Raw genomic sequence first — 22,653 nt, 5'->3', positions numbered from 1 at the left:
AATCATCGCGCATACCGGCATCGCAAATAGCGCCGAAATGCCCCTGCTCCAGATTATCTGGGCGTATCTTTAGGTGATCACCTCTCCGGCGCATCAAGGGAGGAGTAAGTAATTCAACAGCTACGCGGTAATGGGCGGACCCCCTGATGGAATCAGGTACCCCCCGAAGGCAAGCCTTGCTGTAGATATGTCCACTGACGGTGACTGGAACGCGAACTTGTAACTGCCGACCGAACCGGTCTAACAAGGATCCCTCCGAGATCTGCCGGGGTCTTCCTAATCGATGCCGTCTCTCAATTAGAGAATACATGCCAAGAACAACTGGTCAACCCTTCGCATCGGAATCGGCCTAAGGTGCTCATGCAGCGCTGGTGGATGTCCGGAAGCCGTCCGGCAGGCCGATGCCGTGACCGGGTCGGTGCAATCCAGTAGCGGGAGCACGCGGGGTCCGTAATGCTCCAGGAAGCGGTGGCGGTGGGTCTGCCGGGCGGGGGCGCCGTAGGGGTAGCTCGGCGGCCGTCTGATCAGGAACCGGTGGGCGATCAGTTCGCCGACCTTGGCGCAGACGGTGCGCGCATCGGCGTCCGGGGAGACCTCCGCAAGGTGGCGGGCCAGGTCCCGGTGGAGGACGGGGGGTGCCGGCCATCTCCAGGGCGGCGCGTACGGCTGGGGTGTGGCGCAGGGAGATCCGGGCCCGCCCCTCCCCCGACTGACGGGCCGTTACACCGCTCAGGACCCGTGCGCGGTGCATGCGTACCTGCGCAGCGCGTGCATCAAGTGCGCCGGTTGCGCTCGGCGGACACCCCTCGGCCGAGCAGGTGATCGCCATGCTTCTGAAGGTCATGCGCCCACGGCCTGAAGGGTGCGCCCCCGCCCGTCTGAACAGGTGCGCCGCGTGGAGGCACGGCCGCGCGCCGACGGCAAGGGGGCAGGCCGGTCCGCGGCGGCGCTACCGCGCGCTCTGCCGATAACAACTCGGGGCGTGGTTGTCTCTTCCCCGTCGAATTCATGGCGCCGTGCGGAAATCGCAGTTCGAGCACCATTCGAACGCGATACGCCGCACCGGCGCCAGGTTTCCTGAATGACTGCCAGGCAACTGCGCGGCGAGCGACGGGAGTAAAGGCATGCAATTTCCTCAGGTATCGGAATCGACGACCCGGAATGAATTCCGGGGCTATGGGGCTCGGGGCATCACGGCAGCAGCCGTCCTGCTGGCGGCCGGTGCGCTGAACGTGGTCACCGAGCAGCCCGCCGAGGCCCGGGCCGGCGGGACCTGGGACCGTCTGGCCGGCTGCGAGAGCGGCGGGAACTGGCGTATCGACACGGGGAACGGGTTCTCCGGAGGGCTTCAACTCGCCCACGGGACCTGGCACTCGTTCGGTGGCGGCGCCTATGCGTCACGGGCTGCGCGGGCGACCCGGTCCCAGCAGATCCAGGTGGCGGAGCGGGTGCTGGCCCGTCAGGGCTGGGGTGCGTGGCCGGCCTGCGCGGCCTCGCTGGGGCTCAACTCGGCCACCGCGCACCGCACTCCACGGAGCACCCCGGCCCGCCCCGCGCCGCAGCGGCACGCCGCTCCGTCGTCCCGCGACCGGGTCCGGCATCCCCAGTCCCATGAGAAGCGCTACAAAGTGGGGCGCCATAGGAGTACCGGCGGCTCGGTCGTCGTCAACGCCGGAGACACGGTGAGCGGAATCGCCTACGCACACGGTTGTGGCTGGCAGGAATTCTACCGGCTGAACCGCCGCGTGATCGGGGCGAATCCGCATCTGATTTTCCCCGGCACACGACTGGCCGTGCCGCACTCCGGCACCCGCTGAGCGCCTTCCCGAATTCCCGGCACGGCATGACGCAGGCCCCGGGGAATTCCGCTGAAACTCCTTACCCACACCGCGAGATGGCCCGCCGGAGGGGACGGGCCGGCGCGGAAAGGGGTGACGACGGCCGGGTGTGGTGATCCGCCGCCGGGAGTGCGGGGGTACGGTCCGTCCGCGGCACCGCGGACGGGCCTTCCGCATGCCGGACGCGTGGACGGTCCTTCTGCACGGCGGACGCGGGGACGGCGGTGACGCCTTCCGTGCCGTTGTGCGTCGTCACCGCCCGTCCGGCAGTGCGGTCCGGCGCAGGCAGACGGCTCCGCGTTCAGCCGCCCCCGCTACGCGGTCGCGTACACCTTGTTGGCGAACTCCGCGATCTCCGCGTCGCTGAGGTTCTTCGCGAGGTTGGCCTCGGTGATCATTCCCACCAGACGGTGGCCGCCCTTGACGTCGATCACCGGCAGCCGCTTGATGTGGTGCTGCTCCATGGTCTGGAGCACGTCACTGGCGCTCGCGTCCGCGTCGATCCAGTGCAGCGTCCCGCCCATGGAACCGGCCTGTACCGTCGCCGGGTCGATCCCTTCGGCACAGCAGGCGATGACGATGTCACGATCGGTGATAAGGCCCATGAGCCGGTTGTTGTCACCACAGATGGGCAGGCAGCCGACGTCCAGATCCCGCATCATCTTCGCCGCGTCGTGCAACGATTCGTGTGCACCCACACAGTGCGCTCCGCCGGACATGATGTCTCGGGCTCGCAACTTGGTGGCCATGATTCCTCCTGTCTCAGGAGTGTGCTTGCATGCCTCGCCTTCGATCACATCACGGATGACCCCGAGACGCTCACCGGGACGGCCCGGAACGCCGAGGTCGCGGCGGGGCGGGGCCGCCTCCTGCGACGACTGCCGGACCCGGCGCCTTCTCCGGGCGTAGTGTCAGTCCGTGACGACGTCGAATCCTTTCTTCGAGCCGAGTGACCTGCCGTACGAACTGCCGCCTTTCGCGCGGATCCGGAACGATCACTTTCTGCCCGCGTTCACCCGCGGCATGGCCGACCAGCGGGACGAGGTGGCCGCGATCGGCGCCGGTGTGGAGCCGGCGACCTTCGAGAACACCGTGGAGGCGCTGGAGCGCAGCGGTGCGGTGCTGGACCGGGTGCGCCGGGTGTTCTTCAACAAGGTGTCGGCGGACACCGATGAGGAGATCCAGGCGCTCGAGGTCGAGATCACGCCCCGGCTGGCCGCCCATGACGACCTGCTGCTGCTCGACCCCGCCCTGTTCGGCCGGCTGGACGCGCTGTACGAGCAGCGCGGGAAACTCGGGCTGGACGAGGAGCAACTGCGGCTGCTGGAACGCCACCACACCCACCGGGTACGGGCCGGTGCCCGGCTCGCCCCCGAGCAGCAGCGGCGGCTGCGTGAGCTGAATGCCGAAATCGCCGCGCTGTGCACCGAGTTCGGGCAGAACCTGCGGGTGGACACCGCGGCCGCCGCGCTGGTGCTGGACCGGGCCGAGGAGCTCGCCGGTCTGCCCGCGGACCAGATCGCGGCCGCCGCCGAGAACGCCCAGGCGCGCGGCCACCCCGGCAAGTTCGTGCTCGCCCTGAAGAACTTCTCCTGCCAGACCGAACTCGCCGCGCTGGAGGATCCGGCGCTGCGCGAGCGGCTGCTCGCCGCCTCCCTCGGGCGCGGTGTCGACAGCAACGGCCCGATCGCCGTGTCCCTGGCCGGGCTGCGGGCCGAGCGCGCCGCGCTGCTCGGCTACCCCAGCCACGCCGCCTGGGAGGTCGCGGACCGGACGGCCGGCACCACGGCGGCCGTCGAGGAGCTGTTCGGCCGGCTGGCCGCCCCCGCCGTCGCCAACGCCGAGCGGGAGGGCGCGGCGCTGGCCGAAGCGGCCGGGGTGACGGAGATCGGGGCGGCGGACTGGCAGTACTACTCGGAACGGGTGCGCAAGGAGCGGTTCGACCTCGACGCGGCGGAGCTGCGGCCCTACCTGGAGCTGGAGACCGTGCTGCACGACGGTGTCTTCCACGCCGCCGGGCTGGTCTACGGCATCACCTTCACCCGGCGCCCCGATCTGGTCTCGTACCACCCGGACGCCCGCATCTACGAGGTGCACGACGCCGACGGCAGCCCGCTCGGCCTGTATATCGGCGACTTCCACGCCCGCGAGTCCAAGCGGGGCGGCGCCTGGATGGACTCGCTGGTGGCGCAGTCGAAGCTGCTGGGGCAGCGGCCGGTGGTGGTCAACAACCTGAATGTCGCCAGGCCGCCGGCGGGCGAGCCGGTGCTGCTGACCTGGCGGGAGGTCAACACGCTGTTCCATGAGTTCGGGCATGCGCTGCACGGCCTGTTCTCCGATGTCCGCTACCCGCTGCTGTCCGGCACCCGCGTGCCCCGCGACTTCGTCGAGTTCCCCTCGCAGGTGAACGAGATGTGGGCGGACTGGCCCGAGGTGCTGGCGCATTACGCCCGGCACCACCTCACGGGTGAGCCCTTGCCGGCCGAACTCCCGGCCCGGCTGCGTGAGGCGGAGAACTTCGGCGCGGGCTTCCGGATGGTGGAGCACCAGGCCGCCGCGGTGCTGGACTGGGCCTGGCACACCCTTACCGACGGCGAGGTGCCGGATGCGGACGCGGCGGAGGAATTCGAGGCGGCCGCGCTGGAGCGCTACGGGCTGGCGATGGCCGCGATCCCGCCGCGCTACCGCACCGGCTATTTCGCCCACATCTTCAACTTCGGCTATGCGGCGGGGTACTACGGCTACCGCTGGGCCGAGGTGCTGGACGCCGACACCGTGCGGTGGTTCCGGGAGAACGGGCGCACCATCCGGGAGAGCGGGGAGATCTTCCGCCGGGAACTCCTCGGCAGGGGCGGCAGCGTCGACCCGCTCGCGGCGTTCCGCGCAGTGGTCGGCCGCGACGCGGAGATCGGGCCGCTGCTCGACCGGCACGGGCTGACGGCTGACGGACTGGCGGACTGAACCCCCGAGCTCCCTGGCGCCCGGCTGATCATGGAGGGCGGCGCGCTTCGTCGCCGGCTGAGCGGGCCGTCGTACCCCCGCCCCGCTCAGCCGGCGACGAAGCGCGGGTGCGGCTCCCCGTGGAGGCGGCCGGGCGGGAGCTTGCGGCCGTAGGCGACCAGCAGCAGGTCCTGGGTCGAGCCGTACAGCGGTGTGCCGGTGCCGAAGGACCAGTCGAGGTCGTCGGCGCGGAGCTGGATGCCGCGGACTTCGGCGCCGAAGAACCTGGCCGTCCCGGGGGTGATCTTCTCCAGGAGGAGGCGCACCCGGTCTTCGGGGACGCGCCGGTCGAGGCCCAGGGCGACGGTGATGTCCAGGCCGTGCACCACGTCGTGCCCCAGGGCCGCCGCGATGCCGCCGACCGGCGGCTTCCAGGGATGGTGCGCATGCTCGCGGAGGAAGCCGGCGAGTTCGCTGGTCGACGCGGCGGCCGCGTCCCTGCGGGCGCACCGGTCGGTCATCCGGTGGAGATTGCCTCCCGCGCGGACGAGTTCGGCGACCGTCTTGGGGAGCGAGTAGCGGAACCCCATCGACATATGCGCCACGACCTCCCGTACCCGCCACCCCGCGCACAGCGTCGGTGCGTCCCACTGCCCGGCCGGCAAGCCGTCCAGCATGGCTGCCAGTTCCCGGCGTTCGGCCGCGATCGCCGCCTTGATGTCCATCGGAGTTCTCCTCTCGAACCGCCCCTGGTTCCAAGGGTCTTGGCACCGTCGCCATAAGTCCAAGAGCTGGTGGTTCTGCTCTCTAGAATCAGCGGTTATGGAACTTCGACAGCTCCAGTACTTCGTCACGGTGGTGGAGGAGGCCAACTTCACCCGCGCCGCCGCCCGTCTGCATCTGGCGCAGCCCGGGGTGAGCGCCCAGATCCGGCAGCTGGAACGGGAGTTGGGGCAGCCGCTGCTCGACCGATCCGGCCGGTCGGTGACCGTGACGGAGGTGGGTGCGGCGGTCCTCGCCCATGCGCGGGCCGCGCTCGCCGCCGCCGAAGGGATTCGGCAGACCGTGGACCAGTTCAGCGGGCTGCTCCGCGGCCGGGTCAGAATCGGCCTGCTCTCGGGCGCCGCCAGTAACCGGTTCGACATGGCCTCCCTGCTGGCCGATTTCCACGACGCCCACCCGCAGGTCGAGATCTCGCTCACCGAGGACACCTCGGAGCGGATGCTCGGCGAGCTCCAGCACGGTGCGCTCGATATCGCCGTGATCGGCCTCAAGGACGAGGAGCCGCCGCCGGGTACGTCCTGCCAGATCGTGGTGGACGAGCCCCTGGTCGCCGCCGTCGCACCGGACGACGCCCTCCTGACGGCGGGCGCGGAGCGGACGGGCATCCCGCTGACCGCGCTCCGCGACCGTGCGTTGATCAGCCTGCCGCGCGGTACCGGACTGCGCGGGGTGCTCGAACGCGCCTGTGCGGAGGCGGGGTTCCGGCCCCGGGTCGCCTTCGAGGCGGCCGCCCCGCACGTCCTGGCCCGGCTCGCGGCCCGTGGCCTCGGGGTGGCCGTCGTCCCGGCGCTGCCGGCGGACGAGGCGGCCGCCGCGGGTCTGCGGACGCTGGAGATCACCGCACCGCGGCCGCGCGGCCGGGTCGCCCTGGCCTGGCGGGCGGCAGGCCCCTCAGGCCCCGCCGCCCGGGCCCTTCTGGGACGGTTGTGCGCCGCGCTGCCCGCGGTGGGGAGCGGTGGCGGGACAGCGGGCACCAGGAACGCCCGGCAGCCCGCCGCCACCGCCCCCGATCACCAAGCCGTCGGCGCGTAGTCCTTCAGGAAGCAGCCGAAAAGATCCTCACCGAGTTCGCCGCGGACGATCGGGTCGTACACCCGGGCCGCTCCGTCGACCAGGTCGAGCGGGGCGTGGAAGCCCTCGTCGGCCAGCCGCATCTTGTCGGGGTGCGGGCGCTCGTCGGTGATCCAGCCGGTGTCCACGGCGGTCATGAGGATGCCGTCGGTCTCCAGCATCTCCCGGGCGCTGGTGCGGGTGAGCATGTTCAGCGCCGCCTTGGCCATATTGGTGTGCGGGTGGCCGGCGCCCTTGTAGCCGCGGCTGAACTGGCCCTCCATGGCGGAGACGTTCACCACGTACTTGCGGCGCGCCGGGGCCGCCGCCATCGCCGGGCGCAGCTTGCTCACCAGCAGGAACGGAGCGGTCATATTGCAGAGCTGGACTTCCAGCAGCTCGACCGGGTCGACCTCGTCCACCTTCTGGATCCAGCTGTTGGTGGCGTGCAGATCCGGTACCAGCCCACCCGCGTCGATCGCGGTGCCCGCCTCGATCCGGGCGGGCGTGGCGGAGCCGGTGGTCAGGGCGAGGGCGGTGAGGTCGGCCGCGGTCAGCGCGCCGGACGTGCCCGCGGCGGCGGGGAGGGCCGCGGGGGCGCCGCTGCCGAAGTGCCCGAGGACGACGGAGGCGGGCAGTTCCCCGGCGGGCAGCGGGGCGGACTCGGCGGCGATCAGCTGCCCGTACGCCTCGGGTGACCGGCGGACGGTCTGCGCGGCGTTGTTGATCAGAATGTCGAGCGGGCCTTCGGCGCTCACCGTGTCGGCGAGCGCGATGACCTGGGCGGGGTCCCGCAGATCGATTCCGACGATCTTCAGCCGGTGCAGCCAGTCCGCGCTGTCCGGCATCGCCTTGAAGCGGCGGATGGCGTCGCTCGGGAAGCGGGTGGTGATGGTGGTGTGGGCGCCGTCGCGCAGCAGCCGGAGCGCGATATACATGCCGATCTTCGCCCGGCCGCCGGTGAGCAGCGCGCGCCGGCCGGCGAGGTCGGTGCGGGCCTCGCGGCGGGCCCGGTTCTCCTTGGCGCAGGGCGGGCAGAGCTGGTGGTAGAAGGCGTCGACCTCGACATAGCGGGACTTGCACGTGTAGCAGGACCGGGGCCGCTCCAGGATGCCGGCCAGCTCCGTGCTCACGGAGCTGGCGAGGGCCAGGCCCTGGGTCTCGTCGTCGATCCGGTCGGGCGCGCCGGTGGCCGTGGCCGCGGTCACCGCCTTGTCGTTGGCGCTCTTGGCCGCCCGGCGTTCCTGCCGCCGCCGCTGCTTCACCTTGCGGTAGATGCCGGCGGTGGCGCGCCGTATGGTGATCGCGTCCGGGTGGTCGACGGGCAGCTCGTCGAGCTCCTCCAGCACGCTCAGGCAGACCGCCATCCGCTCCGAGTCGATACCCGTGCCATCGGCCCGGCCTGTTTCGGTCACCGTCATCGCCGCTGCCGCTTTCCTGGGATCGTGTGTTCTATTCAAGCTTCGGCGGAACTGTACTGAGCCGCGGCTGTTGTTCCAAACCCGGTGGGGCGCACTCGCGCTGGTGAGCGTGGCCATGACCGGTGGAGCGGCGCCCCACCGGTCATTGGCCGAGGGCCCGGCGTCCGCGTGCGCCGGGCCCTCGGCCTGCCGTGTTCCCGCGGCCGTCAGCGCACCGGGTCGTGCCCCAGCTCGATGTCGAACTCGCCGTCTCCGGCGGCCGCCACGTGCAGCGGGGTGGCCACCGGCGGGTAGCCGCTGGCGATCAGGGTGTACTCACCGCTGTCGAGGTCGGTGAAGACATACTCCCCGTCGTGACCGCTGGTGGCGGTGCCCACCACGTTGCCCGCCGGGTCCAGCAGGGTCACCCGGGCGTCGTCGACCGGGCTGCCGTGCACCGTGCGGACCGTGCCGCGGACCTGGGCGCCGGGCGTCAGCCGGACCTCGTACCAGTTGCGGTCGCCGGTGGTGACCTCAACCGGGAGGGCGGACGGGCGGTGGCGGGCGGCGCTGACGGCCAGGGTGTAGCTGCCGGGGGCCAGTTCACCGAACGCGAAGCTGCCGTCCTGGCCGGCCACGCCGGACGCCACGACCTCGCCGGTGACATCGGTGGCCACGACGAGCGCGCCGGGCACCGGGTCGTCGCCCTTCTCGTCGCGGACCTCGCCCTCAAGACCGGCCGCGCCGCCGAGGGTCAGGTCGTACGAGACCGGCTCGCCGCCCACCACTACGGTGACGGCCTGCGGCTGCCGGGTCCCCGCGGAGCCGATCAGCACATAGCTGCCGGCGCCCGTCGTGGGCAGCGCGTAGCCGCCGTCGGCCGCGGTCGAGGTACGGCCGAGCTGCCGGCCGTCGACGCTGATCAGGGTGACCGCGGCCCGGTCCACCGGCCGGCCGTCACCGTCCCGTACGGTTCCCCGGATCTCCGGCCCGGTCGCGCCGATGCCACGGTCCACGGCGGGTGCGGAGGCCGCCGCCAGGGCCGGTACGGCGTCGGCACCCGGAGCACCGACGGGCTCGGACGGACTGGACGACTCGGACACCTCGGACGGCGGTGACGTGACCACCGCCTCCTCGGCACCGTTCGCCGCCCCGTCGACGGCGTCCACCGCGCCGCCGGTGGAATCCGCCGCGGCCGCGGCCTCGGCGTCGGCCTCCGCACGGGCCTGGAGGCCGGAGATCTGCCGCAGCGGGACCTCCTTGATGAACCACATCAGCAGGAAGGCCAGCGCGACGACGATCGCGCCCATGAGGAAGACCGTGTGCATCGACTCCGCGAAGCCTCGCTTGAACGGCTCGGCCAGCCGCGGGTCGAGGTGCTGAATGAACGACGAATCGCTCAGCACGCCCGAGGAGTTGCCGTTGCCGGGGTGCTTGAGCATGTCCAGCACGGGCTTGTTGGCGGGGTCGTGCAGCACCGCGGGGTCGCGCAGCGCGGCCTGGAAACGCTCGGTGGACGCCGCGTCCTTGAACGCCGCGGCGATCTTGTCACCGACCGTGCTGAACAGCACCGACAGGAAGATCGCGGTACCGGCGGTGGCGCCCATCTGACGGAAGAAGGTGGACGAGGCGGTGGCCACCCCCATGTCCCGCGGCGGCACCGCGTTCTGCACCGCCAGCACCAGGGTCTGCATACAGCCGCCCAGGCCGAGGCCGAAGACCAGCATGTAGATCATGGTTTCCCACAGCGGGGTGTCCCACTGGACCCGGAAATGGAAGAGCAGCATCGCCGCGATCATCAGCGCGGTGCCGATGATCGGGAAGATCTTGTAGCGGCCGGTCTTGGCGGTGATCTGGCCCGAGGCGATGGAGGCGATGAACATGCCCGCCATCAGCGGCAGCATTTCCAGACCCGAGGTGGTGGGGCTGGCGCCCTTCACGATCTGGAGGTACTGCGGGATCATCAGCATCCCGCCGAACATGCCCATACCGATCAGCACGGACAGCACACTGGTCTTGCTGAAGGTGCCGTTGCGGAACAGCCGCATCGGGATCAGCGCGTCATCACCGATCCACCGCTCGACGAAGATCCAGGCGATGATGCCGACGCCGCCGATCGCATAGCAGGCGATCGACCGGGAGGAGTCCCAGCCCCACTCCCGGCCCTGCTCCGCGACGAGCAGCAGCGGCACCACACCGACGGAGATGGTGAGCGCGCCCCACCAGTCGATGCGGTGGTCGCGCCGGGTGTGCGGAATGTTGAGGACCTTGGCGACCACGAACAGCGCGATGATCCCGATCGGGACGTTGACCAGGAAGACCCAGCGCCAGCCGGTGATGCCCAGCAGCTGGTCCTGCCCGGCGAGGGCCCCGCCGATCAGCGGCCCGGCCACACTGGAGGTCGCGAAGGTGCCCAGCATGTAGCCCTGGTAGCGGGCGCGTTCGCGGGGCGGGACGATGTCCCCGATGATCGCCAGCGCCAGCGACATCAGACCGCCGGCGCCCAGGCCCTGCACCGCCCGGAACGCGGCGAGTTCGGTCATCGAGGTGGAGAAGGTGCACAGCACCGAGCCCGCGACGAAGATGGTGATCGCGGCCAGGTAGTACGGCTTGCGGCCGTACAGGTCGGACAGCTTGCCGTAGAGCGGCGTGGCGATCGTCGAGGTGATCAGGTAGGCGGTGGTCGCCCAGGCCTGCTGGCTGAGGCCGTGCAGATCGTCGGAGATGGTCCGGATCGAGGTGCTGACGATGGTCTGGTCGAGCGCGGCGAGGAACATCCCCAGCATCAAACCGCTGAGGATGGTGAGGATCTGACGGTGACTCAGGACTCCCGGTCCGGGTATCTCCCCGGCTCCCGCCCCGGGCGGGGAGGTGGCGGTGCTCATGTACGTAGCTCTCCCTGCTCCACGGTGGCGCCCTGGTCTCCCCCGGGACCCAGCCGTGTGTGTTGTCGTTCTGCCATGTCCTCGTTGAGACGGCCGAGCAGCCGGATCAGGTCGGCCCGGTCCTGGGGCGACCACGGTTCGAGGAGGGCGGCCAGTTCCGCGTCGCGCTGACCGCGGTAGTGCGCGAACGCGGCACGCCCCGCCTCGGTCGCGGCCAGCAGCGACCCGCGGCGGTCCTCCGGGTCCGGGCGGCGGGTCACCAGGCCCCGCTCCACCAGCGAGCGCACCTGCCGGCTGACGGTCGACAGATCGAGGAACGCATCGGCGGCCAGATCGGTCGCCCGCTGATCCCCGCCGACCACCAGCCTGGCCAGCAGCACCCGGTCGGCGGCGCCGCCGTCACCCTTGGCCCGCTGCTTCCAGGCCGCGATCAGCCGTGAGAAGCGGACGATCTCCGTTCCCAGCCCGGCGGCGGCGTCCTCCAGCCCCGACGAGGCCGTGACCTCAGGGGCAGCCCGGTCGCAGTCATGGACCGTGCCCTTACTCATCGTCGTGATCCTTCGCGGTGCAGTCGTCGGCCCGTGGATACCTTGCTTGTATCCAGCAAGCATAGCGGCTGGAATCACCCGCTCCGCACCGCCCAACCCCGGGGTACGGGCGCGGTGATGGGGGTGCGGAGGCAAGGGTCCGGCCCATATATGCTCCGCCACGCCCCCTGTACGAGCGGCGCACGTACACCCAGTGGCGTACGGAAAGCGGACAGACCGCCGCCCATCCGACCGGCCGGAGACCGTTGTGCACCTTCCCCCTGAACTTCTCGCGCTGCTGCGCCGGCCGAGCCCCTGCTTTCTGGCCACCTCGATGCCCGACGGCTCCCCGCAGCTGACCCAGACCTGGGTCGACACCGACGGCGAGCATGTGCTGATCAACAGCGTCCGGACCCATGTGAAGACCCGGAACATCGCACGCGACCCCCGGGTGGCCGTCGCCGTCTCCGACCCGGACCACCCCGCGCGCTACTTCCAGGTGCGCGGCCGGGTGATCGCGACCACGACCGAGGGCGCGGCCGAGCACATCGAGCAGCTCGCCCAGAAGTACCTCGGTAAGCCCTATCCCTGGTACGGGGGCCGCGACGAGGAGCGGGTGCTCTTCGTCATCGCGCCGGAGAGCATCAGCGGCACGGGGTAGGGGAGGCCGGAGGAGGGACCCGGGGCCGGGCGGCGCGCGGGCCCCGCGCGGCGCGCGCCCTGCCCGGGGCTACGTCCCGGTCCCTTCCTCGCCGAGCTGCCGCACCGTCTCGTCCGGGTCGGCGAGCAGCCAGGGCCGCCGGTCGAGCGACGGATGGTCCCGGCGGAACGCCTCCACCACGGCCGCCGCGTCCCGCAGGGCACAGCGGTCACGGCCGGCCAGCTCCCGGGTGATGACGACCGCGTTCTCGAATGCCACCCAGCGCTCCACCAGCAGGTTCTGCACCGCCCCGATGCCCCGCTCGGCGCGGATCTCCGCGCACTCCGCGGTGAGCGACGCGAACCAGGCGGCCCGTTGCCGGTATGCGGCGGACTCGCCACTGCCGTCCTCCAGGGCGAAGGTGGGCGCCAGCGCCGTCACCAGACGCTGGATGTGCCGGTGCTCCACCCAGGGGTCCGGGTCGGCGATCCCGCCGCGGTCCGGGTACTCCTTGCGGAGCTCGGACCATTCGCCGCCGAACCCGTAAAGGCTCTCCAGCAGCACCGGATGCCGGTCGAAGGAGCCCCCGTCCACGCCCCGGAACACCTCGCGCAGCAGGGCGTGGGGCAGCTCGGTGGACTCCGCGAGCAGGACGGCGTCGTAGAGGTCCTTGGCCTCCGGGTGTGCGTCGCTGACCAGCCAGAGCACCTTCCAGGCGAGGGAGAGCGCACGGGTCGCCGCCTGGATCACCACCGGTGCGGTGCCCGGCGGCCCGCTGATCTCGGCCGGCTCCGCGGGCGCGGGCAGGCGCTCGGTGAAGACGAAGTCGAGCTGCACGCTTCCGCCCGGTACGCCCTCGGCCTCGGCGGTCCACGGGATGACCAGCCGCCGGCCCGGGACCCGGTCGTAGGACCAGATCTCGTCGCGGACCGCGGCCGGTGCGTCCAGCCGTACCGGACCGCCGCGGTGGGACAGTGCCCCGGCCGCGGCGGCGATCCCGTCCAGCATCTGCTCCGTACGCTCGTCGGTGAGCTGCCAGGTCTCCGGCACCACGACGAAGTCGAGATCGCCCGGCTCGCGCGCCGCGTCCCCGAACCACGACTTCAGCAGCATGCTGCCGCGCAGGACCAGATGCCCGGCCCACGGGGACTGCGCGAGGGCGGTCAGCACATGATGCAGGGCGTGCCGCCGTGCCTCGTACCAGCGCGCGCCGACCGACGGGTCCGCGAAGCTCGGCTCGCCCAGGCGCATCCCGAAGGCATGATGGGTGGCCGCGGGGTCGAACACCGGGCGCTGCACCACCCCGTCGTCCGGTACGGGCAGAAGGGTGGCCGGCAGATCCATGTCCGCGCGCGTCGCCTCATCGGGCCGGGCCCGGGGCACGACCACCGTGTCCTCCCACGGTCCGTAGCGGATCGCCCGCCACTGTGCCCCCGTATCCGTCTCCTCGGTTCCCGTCATGCGCCGCTGAGCTCCCCCGTCACCGTGTTCTGCTCGTCCAGCCAGCCCGCGTCCAGCGCGATGTTGCCGTCGTGGACCACGAACTCCCGTTCCACGGAGGCTATCCGGTGTCCGGCGCCCCGCAGCTCCGCCGACAGCGCGTCCAGCCGCCGGTCCGCGGTCGCCCGGCCCACCAGGCGGCACCGCTGGGTCACAAAGCGCTCCAGCCGGCCGTCGGACCGCACCCGGCGGGCGTTGCGCGAGAGGTGCGCACCATGCCCGGTGGCGAGCGTGAGCAGGGGGCCGACAGGAGCGGCGGGCGCCAGTACCAGCTTGAGGTGATGCTCGAAGTAGTAGTCGGGACCGAGCGCCACGGCCTCCCCGTCCGAGCCGGGTACGCCCGCGCTCCACGGGGTGGCCTCGATCTTCGTCCGCACCACGGAGAATCCCGCGGCCCGCAGCCCGTCCGCCGCCGCGGCGGCCTGCGACCGGATCTCCGCGTACGTGCCGGTCCCGTGCAGCGTCAGCATGGGCTGCGAGGGCACCGCCCCCTGTTCCAGCAGGATGTGGACATACTTCATGCGGTGCGCCGCCGCGTGGGCGGCGAGTTGTCCGGCCATCTCGGGGGCACCGTCGTCCCGGACGGTGAGATGTACCTCGAACTCCCCCGCGAAGGCCGGGCTCCTGGCCTCCGCCGTGCGGTCCTCGGTCTCCGCCGCCCCACTCCTCCTGCTCATCCTGCTCATCCGGAAATGATCACATGGTTCAGATCTCCGGGAAGCTGTCGGGGACGCCGAGCGTTCCCGCCACCGCCCGCCGGATGGCCGCTTGCGCGGCGGGGAGGTCGATCTTGGGGTCGCCCAGGATCAGCCGGATGCCGAAACCGTCGCTCAGGGCGAGCAGCAAGGTGCTGGTCGCCTCGTGCAGGAGGAGATCTTCGGTCCGGTTGGCACGGTGCAGAGGGCGGCGGCTCCCGGGCACGGGCGGGCCCGGGAGCCGCCGGGCCCGGGAGCTCCGGGCGGCGTGCGGCGTGCTCAGATGTCCGCCGGCCCGGGCCCCGTACCCTCGCGGACGGCTGTCGGCGCCTCGTCCTGAGTACCTGTCAGGTCCCGGGCCAGCGCCACACGGGAGAGCAGCATCGCGCCCCACAGGACCAGCGCGACGCCCACCGCCTCGGGCAGCAGCCACCAGCCGGTCCGTACCCGTTCGTCGAAGAGGGTGACGCCCAGCGACAGGCTCAGCAGCGCGTCGCCGAGCGTGAGGACCGGCTGCGAGGCGGTCAGCGGGCCCGACTGCATGGCGTTCTCCAGCAGGAAGATGGCCAGCACGCCGGTCAGGGCGAAGCCATAGGTCTGCCAGGTGCTGAAGAACGCGGCGGGGCCGCCGGTCTGCCAGGCATGCGTGGCGTCCTTCAGCATGGCCGCCGTGAGGGCGTAGCCGACCGCGGTCGCCCCGGCGAAGCAGGCGGCCCGTACACCGCCCGCCCCGCGCCGGATCGCGGCACCGACGGCCGTGACGATCACCGCGGCGCAGACCGCCAGCGCGGGCACCCAGCGGTCGAAGGGGGCGTGGGTGGTGCCGATGGTGGGCGCGGCGGCGGCGAGGGCGGAGCCGAGACCGACGACGAGCAGCGCCACCCCGACCCAGCCGGAGCGGGGGATCCGTCCGCCGAGGAGGACGCGTCCGATGAGCAGGGCGAGGGGCAGTTCGAGGACGAAGAGCGGCTGCACCACCGACAGCGCCCCCTGGGACAGCGCCAGCGCCTGGAAGCAGGCCGCGGCGACGACCGCGAGCATCCCGCCGAGCCAGACGGCCCGGTGCAGCAGGTCGACCAGCAGCCCCAGGCGCAGTCCGGCGGAGAGCGGGACCGTACGGGCGGCCCGGCGCTGGAGGACCGTGGCCAGCGCGTTGCTGGCCGCCGCGAGCAGTGCGAACAGTACGGCGGGCCACGTGGTCACGGCCTACCTCCTCGTCGGCCACCCGGCACCGGGGGCCCGCGCCGTGGTGGCCGGGCAGCGGCGGGGCGGCGCTGTACTGGGCTTCGACGCTATCCGGCGGCCAACGGGACGGCCCGGCGACACGGGCGCCGGAGGGCCTTATTCGCTGAGCCGGACGGATGCCTCCCGGGTGCCGGGGTGGCTGCATCCCGCTCGCCGACCTGCTGCGCCACCAGGTGCTCGGGGGCGATTCCCCGGCGGCGCCCTGCCGCACGAGGAGGTGACCGGCGCGGACCACGGCATGTCCCGCTGCCCCCGGCCCCCCGGCTCCTCGCCCCCCGCCTCCCACCTCCCCGCAACCCGTGTACCGCGGGTAGCCCACGCACCGGCCGCGACGGCGTGTGCCGACCACCGCACCCCCGGTATAAAACTTCCGAAAACAGGCATATTCCTGCTAGCCGACATGGACCGCTGGTCAGGAATGCCTATGCCCTCCCTCGCCCCCCGATGGCCCCGATACGTCGAGTTCGCTCCGAGCGTCCTGGTCGCCGGAGGGCTCGTCTGGGACGCGTTCTCACCGGCCGACTACTGGGGCGACCCGATGCTGACGGCCGCCAGCGTGATGGCCGGTGCGCTGCTCTCCCTGCGGCACACCCTCGCCATCGGCGCCGCCATCGTCGGCGGCGTCTTCGCGCTGACCGTGAAGGATGGCACAGCTGGCGACATCGTGGGCTATCTGGAGCTCATCAACACCCTCTTCGCCGCGCTCATGGGGGTCGGCGTCAACCGGGTGATCGCCCGCCACGGACGCCATCTGGACGTGGTGCGTTCGGTGGCGGAGGCCGCCCAGCGTGCCGTGCTGCCCGCACCGCCGGAACGTATCGGCCCGCTGGCCGTCGCCGCCCGCTACCAGGCCGCCCAGAGCGAGGCCCGGATCGGCGGCGACGCCTATGCCGTCCAGCGGACCCCGTTCGGCGTCCGGCTGCTGATCGCCGATGTGCGCGGCAAGGGGCTGGGCGCGGTGGGCGCGGTGTCGGTGCTGCTGGGCGCGTTCCGCGAGGCCGCCGAGGAGGAGCCGGACCTCGCGACGCTGGCCGACCGGATGGAGCGCGCCCTGCTGCGGGAGAGCGAGCACACCTCCGAGGAGGACCGGCTGGAGGGCTTCATCACGGCCCTGCTCTGCGAAGTCCTCCCGGGGGCCGCGGGCCTGCGGATGCTGAACTGCGGCCACCCCTCGCCCTACCTCTGCCACGACGACGAGGTACGCGTCCTGGAGGCCGGTGATCCGGGGCTGCCGCTGGGGATGGGCACGCTGGGCGTGGACCGGACCCTCCCGGCCGACCGGCCGTTCCCGGCGGGCAGCACCCTGCTGCTGATCACCGATGGCGTGACGGAGGCCCGCGACGCCACCGGCCGCTTCTACGATCCCGCGGCACAGCTGGCGGGCCACGGCCCGTTCCGGGGGCCACAGGACGTGATCGACCGCTTGGTGCGGGACGTCGAGCGCTGGACCGGCGGCCCGCGCGACGACGATATGGCGGTGCTCGCGGTCACCCGGCAGATGGCGGGCGGGATGCGGGCCCCGCACAGGGGGAGCAGCCCCGTCCGCTGATGTGGCGGCGCGACGGCGGGGCGCGACGCCGGGCGCAACCGGGCATCCATTCGCGGACGCAACCGCTCCACGGCGTCCGACGCCCGGCATAACTCCCCGTCATCACTCCCCGGCCGCCGCCACATCGCGGCTTTTCTCCATCCCTTGGGGAATTTCGTCGTGTGCTGCCGAAAATTCCGGAAGGGAGATGAGATGATCAGTCAGAGCATCAGCATCCGCACCGAGCGACCCTTCGCTCCCGCGCAGATCGGAGTTGATGTGTCCGACAACAGATCAACCCTGCTGAGTCAGCGCGCCGCCGTGATTTTCCTCCTCGGCGCCCTCACCGCTATCGCCGCCGGGGTGCTCACCTTCTTCAACGGCGGCACCCCGGCCTCCGCCACCCTCGTCGGCGGCGCCGCCTTCGGTGCCGCCGTCACCTTCTTCCATACGGTCATCGACTGATCTTCCCCACGGACCTGCCGGGTCTGCCGCTTGGCTCCGCCCGGCCGGACGCTCAGGCACCGGGCCCACACCTGCACGTTCTTCCTTCACATAGCTTGAGGTTTCCGGGCCCGGCCCGGTCTCGGCACCTCAGGCGGAATCCGTGGCACCGCATGCGGTGCGCTGCCGCACCTCAAGTGCCAAACTTGAGTCACCGCGCCCGGCCGCCGGCCGGGGCCCTTGTCGCCGAGGGGAACATCATGACCTGGGCATCTTGGACCACTGTGGGGATCCACGCCCTACCTGGCGCGGTTCACACCGCGGAGATCGGCGTGATCAACGGTGACCTGACCATTCACACGACTTGGTCGGAGAACCTGGCCCACGTAGCTGTGCAGTACACCGGGGCGTCGGAGTGGTACACCATGGCCGGCAGCCCCGTCCCATGCGCTTCCGAAGAGGCCAGCCGCACCTTCCATCAGGCCGTCGTCGAAGCCGTACGCGGCGGAGAACGAGCCGACGCCTCTCTCGAGGAGCTGTTTCACCCCTAGGGGGTGTCTTCAAATGATCTCGGGTGGTGGATCATGGTCGGGTGATACGTCGCCATGAACTGTCTGATGCTGAGTGGGAGTTCGTCCGACCGCTGCTGCCTGAATCGTTGCGGGGGCGGAAGCGGTTGGACGACCGCACCGTGCTCAACGGGATCGTGTGGAAGTTCCGGACCGGCACGGCCTGGCGGGACGTGCCCGAGCGATACGGCCCGTGGGCCACGCTGCACACCCGTTTCCGCCGGTGGGCCCTGGACGGCACCTTCGAGCGGATGCTGCAGGCCGCCCAGGCGAGGGCGGACGAGGCGGGGGACATCGACTGGCTCGTTTCCGTCGATTCCACCGTCGTCCGCGCCCACCAGCACGCCGCCGGGGCCCGAAAAGGGGGCTCCAAAGCTCCGGACTCGGACGCTCCCGAGGCGGTCTGACCAGCAAGATTCACCTCGCCTGTGACGCCGTGGGCCGCCCGCTCGCTTTCACCGTCACCGGCGGAAACAGCAACGACTGCACCCAGTTCACCGCTGTGATGGAGGCGATACGGGTGCCCCGCATCGGCCCAGGACGCCCGCGGGTCCGGCCCGCCCACGTACTGGGCGACAAGGGCTACAGCTCCAAGGCCATCCGCACCTGGCTGCGGCGACGGGGCATCGGCCACACCATTCCCGAACGGGCCGACCAGATCCGCAACCGGCTTCGCCGCGGCAGCTACGGCGGACGCCCGCCGGCCTTCGACAAGCAGCTCTACAAGCGGCGCAACGTGGTGGAGCGCTGCTTCAACCGTTTGAAACAGTGGCGCGGCATTGCCACCCGGTACGACAAGACTGCCGAGTCCTACCAAGCCGCCGTCACCCTCGCATCCCTGCTGATGTGGGCGTGACATTTGAAGACAACTCCTAGGGCATCGCCCTGGACCCGGCCGCCCCCTGACCCGGCCGTCCCCTGGCCCGACGAGCGGCGCCGGGCGGGACGGCCGCGCCGTGGCACCGAGCCTCCTCGCGCCACCTCTCCGTAGCCTGCCCCGCTCCTTTCCGTAGCCGGGCCCGCTTCTTTCCGTAGCCGGGCCCCGTCCCTCTCTTCAGTCGGCTCCGCCGCATCTCGGACCGGATCACGGCGCGGCCCAGATCGTCGCGATCTTCACGGAATGAGAGCGCTCCCCCATGCCAACGGCCCCGCACTGAGGGCCGTTTGACGCAGGCGAGACCGCCCCCGTAGCAGCCCGCAGTTTCACTCATCTTCCGAGCAACCATTTCGCGCCACCGCATGTCTCCTCAGGTGGACCACAGTTGGTCACCTGCTGGCTACTTAATGCTGACCAATTGTTAAATTTCGTCCACGAAACGCGATTCCTGATCATTTCTCTTTACATGCCCATGCCAGACATACCAGGGTTTGCGCGGGGCCTCTCGGCCCCCGTGGTGCACAACAGCACCGCGCGTACGGGCGGTTGGCGAGTCGACCGCCCCCGCAGCACTAAGGATCCACATCAGTGCGTAGACCCCACATACGCAGACACCGCCTGGCCATCGCGGTCGCCGTCACGACGGCCGCCACCCTGACAGCGGGTGTGGCGGGCAGTGCCTCCGCGACCCCGCCGGCCTCGCCGGTTGCTGCTTCCTCCGCAACTCCCGCTCTCCAGAAGGTCGTTGACGCGGCACGCAACGCCTCCTACGCGCACGCCTCGGCCACCGGAGTCAGCAAGAAGGACACTCTCAAGGCCACCGACACGCTCGTCGACCCGGACGGCCGGCAGCATGTCCGCTTCGTCCGGACCCACCGCGGGATGCCGGTGCTCGGCGGTGACCTCGTCGTCCACCTGACGGCCAAGTCGGCGTACGAGGGCGTGACCCGGGCCTACCGTCATCAGGTCGACATGACCGGCACGGACCCGAAGCTGTCGGCCGGCGAGGCGCGGACGAAGGCCGCCACCGTGGGCAAGGGCCAGGCCGGCGACGCCGAACTGGTCGTGGACGCCCGCAACGGCCGGACGACGCTGGCCTATCAGGTGCAGGTGACCGACAGCCGCAGCGCCGAGTCCGGTGGCGCCCGTACGGTCGTCCTCGACGCGGCGACCGGTGCGGTGCTCAGCAACGTGCAGGCCGACGACTCGTTCCTGTCGCCCGCCCTCCAGCGCAAGCTGCGCGCGCGGGGCGAGCGGCTGAACCCCTCGACCGGGCTGGCCACCCCCGCCCCGACCGCCGCGGGTCAGACGGCGACGTCCGCCGGATTCCCGGCCGCCGCCAAGGGCACCGGCGCGTCCTTCTTCGTCGGCAGTGTGCCGCTGTCCACGACCCAGACCGCGAAGAAGTCCTTCACCCTGAAGGACTCCACCCGCGGCAACACCGAGACCCGGGACGCCGGCGACAAGGAACTGGAGAAGTTCGCCGACGGCAAGGCGTTCACCAGCACCACCAACCGCTGGGGCAACGGCACCACGAGCAACCGGGCCACCGCCGCCGTCGACGCCCAGTACGGCGTCGCCAGCACCCTGGACTTCTACAAGAAGACCTTCGGCCGCAAGGGCATCAAGAACGACGGCCGTGGGGCCCGGGCCCTGGTGCACTTCGGCAAGAAGGTCGGCAACGCCTTCTGGTCCCCCAACTGCGGCTGCATGCTCTACGGCGACGGTGACGGCCGGACGTTCGCCAAGCCGCTGGTCGTCCTGGACGTCACCGGCCATGAGCTCTCCCATGGCGTGGTCGACGCGACCGCCAACCTCCAGCCCACCCGGGTGGACATCGAGGGCAACCAGTTCGGTGAGCCCGGCTCGCTCAACGAGTCGCTGGCGGACATCTTCGGCAGCGCGGTCGAGTTCGCGACCAACAACCCGAAGAACCCGCCGAACTACCTGATGGGCGAGAAGCTCGGTCTCGACCAGAAGTTCCTGCGCCGCCTGGACAAGCCGTCCCTCGACAAGCTCGAAGGCACGGTCGACTACTGGTCGAAGGCGTCCTACGACACCGAGGTGCACGCCGGTTCCGGCGTCTCCTCGCACGCCTACTACCTGCTCGCCGAGGGCAGCGGGAAGAAGACCATCGGCGGGGTCGCCTACAACTCCCCCACCGTGGACGGCTCCAAGGTGACCGGCATCGGCCGGACGAAGGCGACGGCGATCTTCTACCGGGCACTCACCCGGTACATGGTCTCCACGACCGACTTCCACGACGCCCGGACCGCGACCCTGCGCGCGGCCAAGGACATGTACGGCGCCAAGAGCACCGAGTACAAGACGGTGGACAAGGCCTGGGCGGCCGTGAATGTGAAGGCTTCCAACAAGCCTTCCGGCAAGCACTGATCCGTCCCGGACCGGGCCCTGCGTGGTGCCCCCGCCGACCGCGGGGGTACCACGCTCGGATTTTTCCCGCTCCCTGAGGTCCCTCCGGTGGGTCCTCGACGGGGTGGCGGCGGAAGCCTACGTTTGACGCCATGATCATCGATCGCACGAGCGGTACTCGGCGGCTCGGCTATCCGGCAGCGGCGGGTGTGTTCGCCGTCGGCATGGCCGGGACGACCCTGCCCACCTCGCTGTACGGGCTCTACCGCGCCCAGCTCGGCTTCTCCGAGCTGATCGTGACCGTGGTCTTCGCCGTGTACGCCCTCGGGGTGATCACGGTGCTGCTGCTCGCCGGCAATGTCTCCGACGAGGTGGGCCGGCGGCCGGTGTTGCTGTGCGCGCTGGCGCTGTCGGCGGCGAGCGCGCTGTGTTTCGTGTTCGAGGGCGGGCTGCCGATGCTGCTGCTCGGCCGGGTGCTGTCCGGCTTCGCCGCCGGGTTGTTCAGCGGCGCCGCCACCGCGGCCGTGCTGGAGCTCGCCCGGCCCGGCCAGGAAGCGCATGCGGGGTTCGCCGCCACCGCAGCGAACATGGGCGGCCTCGGCTGCGGCCCGTTGCTGTCCGGGCTGCTGGCCCAGTACGCGCCGTGGCCGCTGGTGCTGCCCTTTCTGGTGCATCTCCTCCTGGTGGCCGGGGCGGCCGGGGTGACCTGGTTCCTGCCGGAGACCGTCGGCACTCCGCACCGCCTCCACCGGCTGCGGCCCCAGGGCCTGCGGCTCCCGCCCGAGGTGCGGGGCGTCTTCACCCCCGCGGCCGTCGCCGCGTTCGCCGGCTTCGCCCTCCTGGGACTGTTCACCGCGGTCGCCCCGAGCTTCGTCGCCGATACTCTCGGGGACCACAATCTGGCCGTTGCCGGGTTGATCGTCTTCACGGTGTTCCTCGGCTCCACCGCCGGACAGTCGCTGACGGAACGGATCGGCGTCCGCCGAGCGCTGCCGGGCGGCTGCCTGGTGCTGGTGCTGGGCCTCCTGCTGGTGGCCACCTCGCTGGCGGTGACCTCCCTGCCGCTGCTGGTCATCGGCGCGGTGTGCGGCGGCGTCGGCCAGGGCCTGGCGTTCCGGGCCGGGCTGACCGCGGTGGGCCGCGCGGCGCCGCCCGCGCACCGCGGCGGCACCATCTCGGCCTTCTTCCTCGTCGCCTATCTCGGCATCTCGCTGCCCGTGGTCGGCGTCGGTGCCCTCACCCTGGTGCTCGGCCTGCGCGGCGCGGGCCTGACCTTCTCCGCCTGTCTCATCGTGCTCGCCGTCGCCGTCGGCCTCTACGTCCTGCGGCACCCGCCGGCCGACGAGAACTGACCGGCGC

Annotated in this window: 18 protein-coding genes and 1 pseudogene; 10 read left to right on the top strand and 9 right to left on the bottom strand. The window is 71.3% G+C overall.

From position 1 onward, the window contains the following. Nucleotides 1–1,124 precede the first annotated feature (1,124 nt). Entirely contained in the window at nt 1,125–1,817 is a 693-nt protein-coding gene (locus CP981_RS35885; RefSeq protein WP_085926566.1) for a LysM peptidoglycan-binding domain-containing protein, read from the top strand. 335 nt (nt 1,818–2,152) lie between these two features. Here the strand turns inward: CP981_RS35885 and CP981_RS35880 are convergent, their stop codons facing one another. After that, nucleotides 2,153–2,587, bottom strand: coding sequence for a CBS domain-containing protein (locus CP981_RS35880; protein WP_085926565.1), 435 nt, complete (start codon nt 2,585–2,587; stop codon nt 2,153–2,155). A gap of 169 nt (nt 2,588–2,756) precedes the next feature. Here CP981_RS35880 and CP981_RS35875 point away from each other — a divergent pair, with 169 nt between their 5' ends. Next, nucleotides 2,757–4,799 (top strand): M3 family metallopeptidase, encoded by a 2,043-nt coding sequence (locus tag CP981_RS35875; RefSeq protein WP_085926564.1) that lies wholly within the window; start codon nt 2,757–2,759, stop codon nt 4,797–4,799. 86 nt (nt 4,800–4,885) lie between these two features. Here CP981_RS35875 and CP981_RS35870 read toward each other — a convergent pair whose 3' ends face one another. Continuing rightward, nucleotides 4,886–5,503, bottom strand: coding sequence for a maleylpyruvate isomerase family mycothiol-dependent enzyme (locus CP981_RS35870; protein ID WP_085926563.1), 618 nt, complete (start codon nt 5,501–5,503; stop codon nt 4,886–4,888). Nucleotides 5,504–5,600: 97 nt separating this feature from the next. On the opposite strand from CP981_RS35870, the gene CP981_RS35865 reads away from it, so the two are divergent. Then, nucleotides 5,601–6,593: a LysR family transcriptional regulator gene (locus CP981_RS35865; protein WP_085926562.1), complete on the top strand. Its 993-nt coding sequence runs from the start codon at nt 5,601–5,603 to the stop codon at nt 6,591–6,593. Here the strand turns inward: CP981_RS35865 and CP981_RS35860 are convergent. The 3 genes from CP981_RS35860 to CP981_RS35850 form a co-directional block, all read right to left on the bottom strand. Then, on the bottom strand, nt 6,572–8,032 hold the full coding sequence (locus CP981_RS35860; RefSeq protein WP_085926561.1) for an SDR family NAD(P)-dependent oxidoreductase: 1,461 nt from the start codon (nt 8,030–8,032) through the stop codon (nt 6,572–6,574). The genes CP981_RS35865 and CP981_RS35860 overlap by 22 nt on opposite strands. Before the next feature lie 206 nt (nt 8,033–8,238). Beyond that, nucleotides 8,239–10,896, bottom strand: coding sequence for an MFS transporter (locus CP981_RS35855; protein WP_085926560.1), 2,658 nt, complete (start codon nt 10,894–10,896; stop codon nt 8,239–8,241). Further along, a complete protein-coding gene (locus CP981_RS35850; RefSeq protein WP_085926559.1) occupies nt 10,893–11,444 on the bottom strand; it encodes a MarR family winged helix-turn-helix transcriptional regulator in 552 nt (183 codons plus the stop codon). Before CP981_RS35850 ends, CP981_RS35855 begins: the two co-directional genes overlap by 4 nt. 247 nt (nt 11,445–11,691) lie before the next feature. Between CP981_RS35850 and CP981_RS35845 the strand changes: the two genes are divergently transcribed. Further along, on the top strand, nt 11,692–12,084 hold the full coding sequence (locus CP981_RS35845; protein WP_085926558.1) for a PPOX class F420-dependent oxidoreductase: 393 nt from the start codon (nt 11,692–11,694) through the stop codon (nt 12,082–12,084). A gap of 69 nt (nt 12,085–12,153) precedes the next feature. Here the strand turns inward: CP981_RS35845 and CP981_RS35840 are convergent, their stop codons facing one another. From CP981_RS35840 to CP981_RS35825, 4 genes are read right to left on the bottom strand one after another with little or no spacing between them, the layout of a single operon-like run. Next, nucleotides 12,154–13,524 (bottom strand): nucleotidyl transferase AbiEii/AbiGii toxin family protein, encoded by a 1,371-nt coding sequence (locus tag CP981_RS35840; RefSeq protein ID WP_085926557.1) that lies wholly within the window; start codon nt 13,522–13,524, stop codon nt 12,154–12,156. Then, the gene (locus CP981_RS35835; protein ID WP_244329947.1) at nt 13,521–14,249 is read right to left on the bottom strand and encodes a hypothetical protein; all 729 of its coding nucleotides are present in this window, start codon (nt 14,247–14,249) and stop codon (nt 13,521–13,523) included. The genes CP981_RS35840 and CP981_RS35835 overlap by 4 nt, the downstream gene beginning before the upstream one ends. A 19-nt stretch (nt 14,250–14,268) precedes the next feature. Further along, nucleotides 14,269–14,484, bottom strand: a complete 216-nt coding sequence (locus CP981_RS35830) for a hypothetical protein (protein ID WP_208853032.1) — start codon at nt 14,482–14,484, stop codon at nt 14,269–14,271. A gap of 53 nt (nt 14,485–14,537) precedes the next feature. Continuing rightward, nucleotides 14,538–15,461, bottom strand: coding sequence for a DMT family transporter (locus CP981_RS35825; protein WP_085926556.1), 924 nt, complete (start codon nt 15,459–15,461; stop codon nt 14,538–14,540). A gap of 466 nt (nt 15,462–15,927) precedes the next feature. Here CP981_RS35825 and CP981_RS35820 point away from each other — a divergent pair, with 466 nt between their 5' ends. The 6 genes and pseudogenes from CP981_RS35820 to CP981_RS35795 all read left to right on the top strand — a co-directional run bounded on the left by CP981_RS35820 (nt 15,928) and on the right by CP981_RS35795 (nt 22,646). Continuing rightward, on the top strand, nt 15,928–17,052 hold the full coding sequence (locus tag CP981_RS35820) for a PP2C family protein-serine/threonine phosphatase (protein ID WP_085926555.1): 1,125 nt from the start codon (nt 15,928–15,930) through the stop codon (nt 17,050–17,052). A gap of 192 nt (nt 17,053–17,244) precedes the next feature. Next, nucleotides 17,245–17,496, top strand: a complete 252-nt coding sequence (locus CP981_RS35815) for a hypothetical protein (RefSeq protein ID WP_042158299.1) — start codon at nt 17,245–17,247, stop codon at nt 17,494–17,496. Nucleotides 17,497–17,735: 239 nt separating this feature from the next. Further along, a complete protein-coding gene (locus tag CP981_RS35810) occupies nt 17,736–18,026 on the top strand; it encodes a hypothetical protein (protein WP_085926554.1) in 291 nt (96 codons plus the stop codon). A 44-nt stretch (nt 18,027–18,070) separates the two neighbouring features. Further along, nucleotides 18,071–18,900, top strand: a pseudogene (locus CP981_RS35805) (IS5 family transposase). A gap of 609 nt (nt 18,901–19,509) precedes the next feature. Continuing rightward, nucleotides 19,510–21,315 carry a M4 family metallopeptidase gene (locus CP981_RS35800; RefSeq protein WP_085928711.1) on the top strand — a complete coding sequence of 602 codons (1,806 nt, stop codon included), beginning with the start codon at nt 19,510–19,512 and terminating at the stop codon, nt 21,313–21,315. A gap of 131 nt (nt 21,316–21,446) precedes the next feature. Beyond that, nucleotides 21,447–22,646, top strand: a complete 1,200-nt coding sequence (locus CP981_RS35795) for an MFS transporter (RefSeq protein ID WP_085928710.1) — start codon at nt 21,447–21,449, stop codon at nt 22,644–22,646. Nucleotides 22,647–22,653 lie beyond the last annotated feature (7 nt).

Source organism: Streptomyces platensis (genome assembly GCF_008704855.1).
GTDB lineage: Bacteria > Actinomycetota > Actinomycetes > Streptomycetales > Streptomycetaceae > Streptomyces > Streptomyces platensis.
Note: the sequence above shows the minus strand (reverse complement) of the source record. Positions and strands in the feature narration are given on the sequence as shown.

Excerpts from the sequence above, each read along its gene's own strand:
- CP981_RS35885 (WP_085926566.1), top strand. The coding sequence starts at position 1,125 with ATGCAATTTCCTCAGGTATCGGAATCGACGACCCGGAATGAATTCCGG.
- CP981_RS35880 (WP_085926565.1), bottom strand. The coding sequence starts at position 2,587 with ATGGCCACCAAGTTGCGAGCCCGAGACATCATGTCCGGCGGAGCGCAC.
- CP981_RS35870 (WP_085926563.1), bottom strand. The coding sequence starts at position 5,503 with ATGGACATCAAGGCGGCGATCGCGGCCGAACGCCGGGAACTGGCAGCC.
- CP981_RS35865 (WP_085926562.1), top strand. The coding sequence starts at position 5,601 with ATGGAACTTCGACAGCTCCAGTACTTCGTCACGGTGGTGGAGGAGGCC.
- CP981_RS35860 (WP_085926561.1), bottom strand. The coding sequence starts at position 8,032 with ATGACGGTGACCGAAACAGGCCGGGCCGATGGCACGGGTATCGACTCG.
- CP981_RS35855 (WP_085926560.1), bottom strand. The coding sequence starts at position 10,896 with ATGAGCACCGCCACCTCCCCGCCCGGGGCGGGAGCCGGGGAGATACCC.
- CP981_RS35850 (WP_085926559.1), bottom strand. The coding sequence starts at position 11,444 with ATGAGTAAGGGCACGGTCCATGACTGCGACCGGGCTGCCCCTGAGGTC.
- CP981_RS35840 (WP_085926557.1), bottom strand. The coding sequence starts at position 13,524 with ATGACGGGAACCGAGGAGACGGATACGGGGGCACAGTGGCGGGCGATC.
- CP981_RS35835 (WP_244329947.1), bottom strand. The coding sequence starts at position 14,249 with ATGAGCAGGATGAGCAGGAGGAGTGGGGCGGCGGAGACCGAGGACCGC.
- CP981_RS35820 (WP_085926555.1), top strand. The coding sequence starts at position 15,928 with ATGCCCTCCCTCGCCCCCCGATGGCCCCGATACGTCGAGTTCGCTCCG.
- CP981_RS35815 (WP_042158299.1), top strand. The coding sequence starts at position 17,245 with ATGATCAGTCAGAGCATCAGCATCCGCACCGAGCGACCCTTCGCTCCC.
- CP981_RS35810 (WP_085926554.1), top strand. The coding sequence starts at position 17,736 with ATGACCTGGGCATCTTGGACCACTGTGGGGATCCACGCCCTACCTGGC.
- CP981_RS35795 (WP_085928710.1), top strand. The coding sequence starts at position 21,447 with ATGATCATCGATCGCACGAGCGGTACTCGGCGGCTCGGCTATCCGGCA.